Below are 8,802 nucleotides of genomic sequence, written 5' to 3'. Positions count from 1 at the left end.
ACGGCGCCCGGGGGGGGGGAGGGGCCGGGGGCCGTCGGCGACGACGCCCCCGGCCGCCGGAGCCTGCGCCACCGCCTCGGACGGGCCCCTCAGACCCGGGTCAGGGAGAGCAGGTCGCGGGCGGGGCCGGTGGGGCGGTGGCCGGTGGGCCAGACGGCGCGGAGGTCGCGGGCCAGCGCGATGCCGTTCACCGGGACGCGGATCAGCCGGCGCAGTGCCAGCTCGTCCCCCACGGCCAGTTCGCTCAGCACCGCGGGTCCCGCGCCGCTCACCGCGGCGGCCTTCACCGCCGTCGTGGAGGACAGTTCGATCAGCGGGCGGGCCAGCCCGCCCAGCGCGGCCTCCAGGACCTGCCGGGTGCCGGATCCCTCCTCGCGGAGGATGAGGGCGGTCGCCGCGAGTTCCGCCGCGGCCAGCGGGCTCCGCCGCCGGGCCCAGGGGTGGGAGGGGGCCGTCACCACGATCAGCCGGTCGTGCGCGACGACCGCGGAGTCCAGCCCGGACGGCACCGTGAGCCCCTCGACGAACCCCACGTCCGCCTCCCCCGACAGCAGGAGCGCGGCGACAGCCGTGGAGTTCCCCGCGAGCAACGACACCGCGGTGTCCGGCCGTTCCGCGCGCAGCGCCAGCAGCCAGCCCGGCAGCAGGTACTCGGCGATGGTCATGCTCGCCGCGACGCGCAGGCGGGAGTCGCGGCGGTCGCGCAGCGCCTGTGCCCCCGCGTCGAACGCCTCGGCCGCCTCCACGATGCGCCGCGCCCAGTCGGTGACGAGGGCACCGGCGTCCGTGAGCCGGGACCCGCGCGGTGAGCGGTCCACCAGGGCGACGCCGAGCTGCCGTTCCATGGAGCGGATGCGGCTGCTGGCCGCGGGCTGGGTGATGCCCAGTTCGCGGGCCGCCCCGCCGAGGCTGCCCAGCCGGGCCACCGCCAGCAGCAGCTGCAACGCCCCCAGGTCCGGCACCCGGTGGGCGAGGGACCCCGGGGCGTGCGCGGAGTGGCCGGTGGGGTGGTCGTCGTCCGTCGGGCTCATAAGCCCAGCTTATGCCGCGCCCGCGGACCCCCTCCGGGCGGTCGCCCCACGCGGCGCAGGGCCGGGCCCAGGCGTGCTCCCCGCGTCCGCCGTCGCCCGGTCTAGCGCAGCGGCGCCCGCAGGGCCGCGGTGAGGAGGGCGGGCGCCTCCGCGAGGGACGGGCCGTACCAGGTGAGGTGCCGCCCGCTGACCGGGGCGCAGGGCAGGCCGGGGAAGGCGTCGGGGCCGTCCTCGGCGGAGAAGCGGTATGGCTCGTCGGGCAGCACGACGATGTCCGGGGCCACGGCACGCAGCTCGTCGAGCGGGACGCGCGGGTACCGCTCGGGGTGACCGGCGTGGACGTGGTCGTAGCCCAGGCGGGACAGCAGGTCGCCCGCGAAGGTGTCCCGGCCGAGGACCATCCAGGGACGGCGCCAGATCGGCACCACGGCCGTGCGGCGCCGCTCGGGCGGGGGCACGGCGGCCCAGGCCGCCTCCGCTTCGTCCAGCCAGCGCGGGCGGGTGGTCAGCCCGCAGGCCGTGAGCACCCGGTCCAGTTCGCCGAAGGCCTGCGGAAGGGTCCGCACCTCGGTGACCAGGACCGTCAGTCCCGCGGCGCGCAGGGCGGCCAGGTCGGGTTCCCGGTTCTCCTCCTCGTTGGCGACGACCAGGTCCGGTGCGAGGCCGACGATGCGGTCCACCTTGGGGTTCTTGGTGCCGCCGATCCGCTCCACGTCCAGGCCGGCCGGGTGCGAGCACCAGTCGGTGGCCCCCACCAGGGCTCCCGGCGCGGAGAGCGCCACCGCCTCCGTGAGGGACGGCACGAGGGAGACGACCCGCGGGGCGCTCACCGGCGCGGCCTGTCGTGGACGGCCTCGATGTGCTCGGCCACGGCGACGACGACGAGCCGCGTCTCCGCGACGGTGGCCCGCCAGCGGTGCCGGACGCCTCCGGTCAGGTACAGGGTGTCGCCGCGGCCCAGGCGGTAGGCGCGGCCCTCCGCCTCGATCTCCACGGCACCGTCCGCCACGTACATCAACTGGTCGTTGCGGAACTGGAATTCGCGTCCGGCGTCGTGGTCGCCGGTGAATTCGGAGGCGTGCATCTGGTGGTGGCCCCGGACCAGGGACCGGGCCCGCGGCGCCGACGGCGTATCGGTGTCCTCGGCGCGCACGACGTCGACGCTGCACGCGGGGTCGGCGGCGGCGAGGAGTTCCACCGCCGTGGTGCGCAGGGCGTCGGCGACCTTCTCCAGGGAGCTCTGGCTGGGGCGCGCCCGCTCGTTCTCGATCTGGCTGAGGAACGGGACGGACAGGCCGCTGCGTTCGGCCACGACGGCGAGGGTCAGGTCCAGGGCGCGGCGTCGCCGGCGTACGGCGGCGCCCACCCGCAGGGGCTGTTCTTTGTGGTCGCCCATCGCTCCGGCTCCCTCCTTCGCCGTCGTCCCGTGCCCGGTGCGCCGGTGGTTGCGGCGCACCCCGTCTGCTGAGGTGTCTGCACCCTACGCATGTTCGGCAAACCGATTCATGCGCCTGTCACGTCGCCGTCACGCCCGGCCGGGCCCGACCTGACAGTTCACGCCAGCGGATCGGCGGTCCGCCAGCTTCCCCGTGCGGGTGCGACGGGGGTGTTCCCGCCATTCTTCCCTGTCCGCGGCGGAAGGTCACGGGGAGGTCCGGGGAGGGCCTTGCGGTCCGTGGTTGTCCGGATCCTTTCCGTGCACCCGCCGGGGCGCGGGGCGCCTCCCCCGGGCCCCGGACGGGGCCCCCGGAACGGCCCGAGGGGCGGGCCCGGCCGCGCCGTCAGGTCGCGGTCCGGGCCCCGCCCCTCGGGGTGCGGCCGGTGTCCGGTCAGCCGGGGGTCATCCGCCCCACGATGTCCGGGTGGTCCTCGAGCCAGGCGGCGACGGCCGCCTCCTCCTTGCCCTGACCGCGGTCCTTGATCTCCTTCTCCAGCGTGCCGAGCTCGTCCTCACTCATCGTGAAGCCCTTGATCCACTTCGTGAGCTGCGGGTACTGCTCGGGGAACTTCTTGCTCGCGATGGTGTGGATGGTGTTGCTCGCGCCCCAGGCCCGCTTCGGGTCCTCCAGCTTGGTCAGCTCGTACTCGCTGTAGGACCAGTGCGGCGACCAGAGCGTGACGGCGACGGGCTTCTTCTTGGCGTAGGACCGCTTGAGCTCGGCCAGCATCGCCGGCGAGGAGCCGTCGACGACCTTGTACTCCTTGTCGAGGCCGTAGGCGGGCAGGACCTTGTTCTTGAGGATGTCCATCTGGCCGGTGCCCGGCTCGATGCCGACGATCCGGCCGTTGAACAGGTCCGACTTGCCCTTGAGGTCGGCGAGCGACTTCACGTCCTTGACGTAGGACGGCACGGAGAGCTCCAGGGAGACCGGTTCGTACCACGTCCCCAGGTCGGTGAGCTTGTCCTTGTTCGGCTCGTAGAAGTTCTTCTGCGAGTGCGGCAGCCAGGCGTCGAAGTTGAGGTCGAGGTCCCCGGAGGCGAGGCCGGTGTAGACCGGGCCGACGTCCATCTGCTTGAGGTTCAGCTTGTAGCCGCGCCGTTCGAGGACGTTCTTCCACAGGTAGGTGATGGCGACGTCCTCCTCCCAGGGGAACCACGCCACGTCCAGGGCGCGCTTCGCCTCGGCCGGGGTGTCGCCGGAGCCGGAGCCCGAGCCGACCGGGGCCAGCTTGTCGACGATGCCGGGGTTGGCCTTCAGCCAGGTGCGGACGGCGTCCTGCTGCCGGCCCTTGCCCGCCTTGTTGATCTCGGCCTCCAGGCTGGTGAGCTCCTCCTCCGACATGGAGAAGTCGCGCAGCCACTGCCCGACCACCGGGTGGTCGTCGGCGAAGCCCTTGCGGGACACCGTGTGCACGCCGTCGCCCTTGCCCCAGCTGCCCTTGGGGTCCTCCAGCTTCTTCAGGTCGTAGTCGCTGTAGGCCCAGTGCGGCGACCACAGGGTGACGAGGACGGGCTCCTTCTTGCTGTAGGCGCGCTTGAGCTCGGCCAGCATCGCCGGCGTGGAGCTGTCGACGACCTTGTACTCCTTGTCGAGGCCGTATTCCTTGAGGACCTTGTCCTTGAGCAGGCCCATCATGCCGGCGCTGGACTCGATGCCGGTGATCTTGCCGCCGAAGGTGCCGGCCTTGCCCTTGAGGTCCTCGAGGGAGTCGATGTCGTCCATGTAGGCGGGGACGGACAGCTCCAGCGAGGTCTCCTCATACCAGGAGCCCAGGTCGTCCATGCGGTCGCCGTACTTCTTCCAGTACGGGTCGTGCGTGGTCGGCAGCCAGGCGTCGGTCTGGAAGTCCATGGTGCCCTGGGCGAGCGACGTGTACAGCGGGCCCGCCTCGAACTGCTTGGCCTCGACCTCGAAGCCGCGCTGCTCCAGGATCTCCTTCCACAGGAACGTGGACGCGACGCCCTCGTCCCAGGGGATGTAGCCGATGCTGATCTTCTTGCCGTCGCCGACGTTCTTGGCGTCCGCGGCCGGGGCGGTGCCGCCGCCGTTGCCGCCGAAGATGCTCATGCCGCCCGCCACCAGGGCGAGGACGACGACTCCGACGACCGCGACCTGCGGACGGGGCCGGTAGGACCAGATCCGCAGGCCCTGGGCCGCCCGGGTGCGCGCCGCGGCGCGGCGGCCGAGCGGGGAGACCTGCGTCCCCAGGGCGCTGGTCATGCGGTCCAGGTAGATCGCCAGGATGACGATGGCGAGACCCGACTCGGCGCCCAGGCCGATGTTGAGCTGGCCGATGGCCTCGATGACCGCGCCGCCCAGGCCGCCGGTGCCGACCATGCCCGCGATGGCGGCCATGGACAGGCCCAGCATGATGACCTGGTTGACGCCCGCCATCACGGTGGGCAGGGCCAGCGGGAGCTGGACCCGCAGCAGGGTGTTGCGCGGCGAGGTGCCGAACGCCTCGGCGGCCTCCACCAGCTCCTTGTCGACCTGCCGGATGCCCAGCTCGGTCATGCGCACACCGGGGGCGAGCGCGAAGATCAGGGTGGCGACGATGCCGGGCGCCGGGCCCGTCCCGAAGAACAGGATCGCCGGGATGAGGTAGATCATCGCGGGCAGCGTCTGCATGAAGTCCAGGACCGGCCGCACCACGGCGCTGACGCGGTCCGAGCGGGCCGCCCAGATGCCCACGGGCACCGCGATGACCAGGGCGATCACGGTGGCGACGATGACCAGGGCCAGCGTCACCATCGAGTCCTCCCACAACTCCATGGAGTCGAGGAAGGCGAACCCGAAGAAGGTGAGGACACCGGCGAAGGTGCCGCGCAGCCAGAACGCGATCACCGCGAAGATGCCGCAGAGGATCAGCGGGTGCGGTGCCTGCAGGACGGCGTTGACACCGTCGTAGGCGCCGGTGAAGACGGCCTTGAAGAAGTCGAACAGCCAGGTGACGTTGGCGAGGAGCCAGTCGACGGTGCTGTTGACCCAGTCGCCGAGCGGGATCCTAGGCACGGGCCATCACCTTCTCGCCGCCCTTGCGCGGGGTGTCGCAGACCCCGGGGTCGGCCGCCTCGTCGCCGAGGAAGCCGATGAGGCGCTGGCGGGGCACGATGCCGACGAGTTCGCGGTCGCCGTCGAGGACGGCCACCGAGTGGGGGACGCGGGCGCTGATCGCGCACAGCTCGTTGAACGGGGTCTGGACCGTGGCGGTCTCGCAGCCGCAGTCGGCCTCGTCGCCGCGCGTCTCGCGCTCCATCACCGCACCGGCGGTGAGCACCCGGGAGCGGTCGACGTCCTGGGTGAAGGAGGCCACGTAGTCGTTGGCCGGGCGGATCAGGATGTCCTGCGCGGTGCCGATCTGCACGATCCGGCCGTCCCGCATGACGGCGATGCGGTCGCCCAGGCGCATGGCCTCGTTGAGGTCGTGGGTGATGAAGACGATCGTCTTCTTCAGCTTCTTCTGCAGCTCGATCAGCTGGTCCTGCATGTCGCGGCGGATCAGCGGGTCGAGGGCGCTGAACGACTCGTCCATCAGCAGCAGGTCGGCGTCGGTGGCCAGGGCACGGGCCAGACCGACACGCTGCTGCATGCCGCCGGACAGCTCGTCGGGCCAGGACTTCTCCCAGCCGGCCAGGCCACACAGGGCGAGCGCCTCGTCGGCGCGGCGTTCGCGCTCGGCGCGGGGCACGCCCTGCACTTCCAGACCGTACGCGGCGTTCTCACGGACGCTGCGGTGCGGGAAGAGCGCGAAGTGCTGGAAGACCATGCTGATCTTCCTGGCGCGCACCTGGCGCAGCTCGCGGTCGGACAGGCCCGTCAGGTCCTGTCCGTCGAAGCGCACCTGGCCGGCGGTCGGCTCGAGCAGGCCGTTGAGCATCCGCAGCAGGGTGGACTTCCCGGAGCCGGACAGACCCATGACGACGAAGATCTCGCCGGGCTCCACGGTGAAGGAGGCGTCGACCACGGCGGCGGTGACGCCCTCGGAGCGCAGCTCCTCCCGGTCGGTCTTCTGCTGGCGCAGTCTCTCGACCGCCTGGTCCGGTCGTCTGCCGAACACCTTGTACAGGTGCTCGGCCTCTAGCCTGGATGACACGCGTACCTCTTGCTCTCGACGGCAATGGAAGGGAGCGACACGCGGAACAGGCTCAACGCTCCGAAACAGTTGAACCTGCAACCGGCATCGCTCCGGGCCCGCGCCTCCCCGGTTTCGCCGAGGCGAAACACTTTCGTGGCACGCCTCACAGAGGACGCGTCCTGCGCAACGTGTTGCACGCTGGGCGGCGTGCCCGTCCGCGTCGCCGGGGCACTGTCGGCGGGGTGCGGCATGATGCGGTCCGTGACCGGACGACTGATGCTCCTCGACACCGCCTCCCTGTACTTCCGCGCCTACTTCGGCGTCCCGGAGTCCGTCCGGGCCCCGGACGGCACGCCGGTGAACGCCGTGCGCGGGCTGCTCGACTTCATCGACCGCCTGATCCGGGACCACCGGCCGGACCATCTCGTGGCCTGCATGGACGCCGACTGGCGTCCGCAGTGGCGGGTGGACCTCATCCCCTCCTACAAGGCGCACCGCGTCGCCGAGGAACACGAGACGGGACCGGACGAGGAGGAGGTGCCCGACACCCTCTCCCCGCAGGTGCCGGTGATCGAGGAGGTGCTGGACGCGGTCGGCATCGCGCGGGTGGGGGTCGCCGGCTACGAGGCGGACGACGTCATCGGCACGTTCACCGCGCGGGCCCGCGGCCCGGTCGACATCGTCACCGGGGACCGCGACCTCTACCAGCTGGTGGACGACGCGCGCGGCGTGCGGGTGCTGTACCCGGTCAAGGGCGTCGGCACCCTGCAGATCACCGACGAGGCCGCGCTGCGCGAGAAGTATGGCGTGGACGGGCGGGGGTACGCGGATCTGGCGCTGCTGCGCGGCGACCCGAGCGACGGCCTGCCGGGCGTGCCGGGCATCGGGGAGAAGACGGCCGCCAAGCTGCTCGCGGAGTTCGGCGACCTGGCCGGGATCCTGGCGGCCGTGGACGACCGGAAGGCGAAGCTCACGCCGTCGCAGCGGACGCGTCTGGACGAGGCGCGGCCCTATCTGGCGGTCGCTCCGAAGGTCGTCCGGGTGGCGGACGACGTGCCCCTCCCGGACGTCGGCACCGAGGTGCCGCGCGCCCCGCGCGACCCCGAGGGCCTCCGGACGCTGGCGGACCGCTGGGGCCTGGGCGGGTCGCTGGAGCGGCTGCTGACGACGCTCACGCGCTGACGGCGGCGGCCGGACGGGGCGCTTGGCGCGGGGCGGTGCCGCGCGCGCGAAGCACACCACGACCGGCCGCGCTGCCCGGAAGAGGGAGGTCTTCCCCGGCGGAAGGTGCTAACTTAGGTAAACCTAACCAATGGCAGGGAGGCCTCCATGGCAGAGCGACCGGTACGTCGGCAGCGCAGGACGCACTCCGCCCGGGTCGTCCGCACGGAGCGCCTCACGCCGGGCATGCAGCGCGTGGTCCTGGGCGGCGACGGTCTCACCGGCTTCGCCGCGGACACCTGCACCGACCATTACGTGAAGGTGCTGTTCCCCGCCGCCGGCGTGACCTACCCGGAGCCCTTCGACATGGAGCGGATCCGGGCGGAGTTCCCGCGCGAGCAGTGGCCGGTGACCCGGACGTACACGGTGCGCCACTGGGACCCGGAGCTGCGCGAGCTGACCCTGGACTTCGTCGTCCACGGCGACCAGGGGCTGGCCGGCCCGTGGGCGCTGCGCGCCCGGCCGGGCGAGACGGTGCACTTCGTGGGACCGGGCGGCGCCTACGCGCCCGACCCGGAGGCCGACTGGCATCTGCTGGCCGGTGACGAGAGCGCCCTCCCGGCCATCGCGCGCGCCCTGGAGGCGCTGCCGCGCGGGGCGCGGGCCCACGCCTTCGTGGAGATCGCGGGGCCGCAGGAGGAACAGAAGATCGACTCCGACGTCGAGGTCGTCTGGCTGCACCGCGGGGACCGTCCCGTCGGCGAGGCCCTCGTGGAGGCCGTGCGCGGCCTGGAGTTCCCCGCCGGGCGGGTGCACGCCTTCGTGCACGGCGAGGCGCACTTCGTGAAGGAACTGCGCCGCCTGCTGCGGGTGGACCGCGGCATCGCGCGCGAGGACCTGTCGATCTCCGGGTACTGGCGCCGCGGTCACAACGAGGACGGCTGGCAGGCGTCGAAGCCGGAGTGGAACGCCCGCATCGAGGCGGAGCAGGAGCGGACCCCGGCGTCCGCCTGACCGCCCGGCCGGCCTCCGCCGTGGGCGCCGGTCGGGTGAAGACCCACCGCCGCGGCGGCACCGGGCGGCGTGGCGAGGG

Annotated in this window: 7 protein-coding genes; 2 read left to right on the top strand and 5 right to left on the bottom strand. The window is 72.7% G+C overall.

The window, feature by feature from the left end; translation table 11 throughout:
• Window positions 1–89: 89 nt before the first annotated feature.
• The 5 genes from G3I53_RS14110 to G3I53_RS14090 form a co-directional block, all read right to left on the bottom strand.
• On the bottom strand, window positions 90–1,031 hold the full coding sequence (locus G3I53_RS14110) for a LysR family transcriptional regulator (protein WP_164334152.1): 942 nt from the start codon (window positions 1,029–1,031) through the stop codon (window positions 90–92).
• A gap of 101 nt (window positions 1,032–1,132) precedes the next feature.
• The gene (locus G3I53_RS14105) at window positions 1,133–1,861 is read right to left on the bottom strand and encodes a helical backbone metal receptor (RefSeq protein WP_164333678.1); all 729 of its coding nucleotides are present in this window, start codon (window positions 1,859–1,861) and stop codon (window positions 1,133–1,135) included.
• Window positions 1,858–2,427: an XRE family transcriptional regulator gene (locus G3I53_RS14100; protein WP_164333679.1), complete on the bottom strand. Its 570-nt coding sequence runs from the start codon at window positions 2,425–2,427 to the stop codon at window positions 1,858–1,860. The genes G3I53_RS14105 and G3I53_RS14100 overlap by 4 nt, the downstream gene beginning before the upstream one ends.
• A 433-nt stretch (window positions 2,428–2,860) precedes the next feature.
• A complete protein-coding gene (locus G3I53_RS14095; RefSeq protein WP_164333680.1) occupies window positions 2,861–5,485 on the bottom strand; it encodes an ABC transporter permease/substrate binding protein in 2,625 nt (874 codons plus the stop codon).
• Complete coding sequence (locus G3I53_RS14090; RefSeq protein WP_164333681.1) at window positions 5,478–6,566, bottom strand: betaine/proline/choline family ABC transporter ATP-binding protein; 1,089 nt, start codon at window positions 6,564–6,566, stop codon at window positions 5,478–5,480. Before G3I53_RS14090 ends, G3I53_RS14095 begins: the two co-directional genes overlap by 8 nt.
• A gap of 234 nt (window positions 6,567–6,800) precedes the next feature.
• Here G3I53_RS14090 and G3I53_RS14085 point away from each other — a divergent pair, with 234 nt between their 5' ends.
• A complete protein-coding gene (locus G3I53_RS14085; RefSeq protein WP_239063877.1) occupies window positions 6,801–7,730 on the top strand; it encodes a 5'-3' exonuclease in 930 nt (309 codons plus the stop codon).
• 147 nt (window positions 7,731–7,877) lie between these two features.
• A complete protein-coding gene (locus G3I53_RS14080; protein ID WP_164333683.1) occupies window positions 7,878–8,723 on the top strand; it encodes a siderophore-interacting protein in 846 nt (281 codons plus the stop codon).
• Window positions 8,724–8,802 lie beyond the last annotated feature (79 nt).

Origin of the sequence: Streptomyces sp. SID14436, assembly GCF_010548465.1 — a bacterium.
GTDB lineage: Bacteria > Actinomycetota > Actinomycetes > Streptomycetales > Streptomycetaceae > Streptomyces.
This window is presented reverse-complemented; position numbering and strand designations above follow the sequence as displayed.

Coding starts and splice junctions, on each gene's coding strand:
- G3I53_RS14110 (WP_164334152.1), bottom strand. CDS start 1,031: ATGAGCCCGACGGACGACGACCACCCCACCGGCCACTCCGCGCACGCC.
- G3I53_RS14100 (WP_164333679.1), bottom strand. CDS start 2,427: ATGGGCGACCACAAAGAACAGCCCCTGCGGGTGGGCGCCGCCGTACGC.
- G3I53_RS14085 (WP_239063877.1), top strand. CDS start 6,801: ATGCGGTCCGTGACCGGACGACTGATGCTCCTCGACACCGCCTCCCTG.
- G3I53_RS14080 (WP_164333683.1), top strand. CDS start 7,878: ATGGCAGAGCGACCGGTACGTCGGCAGCGCAGGACGCACTCCGCCCGG.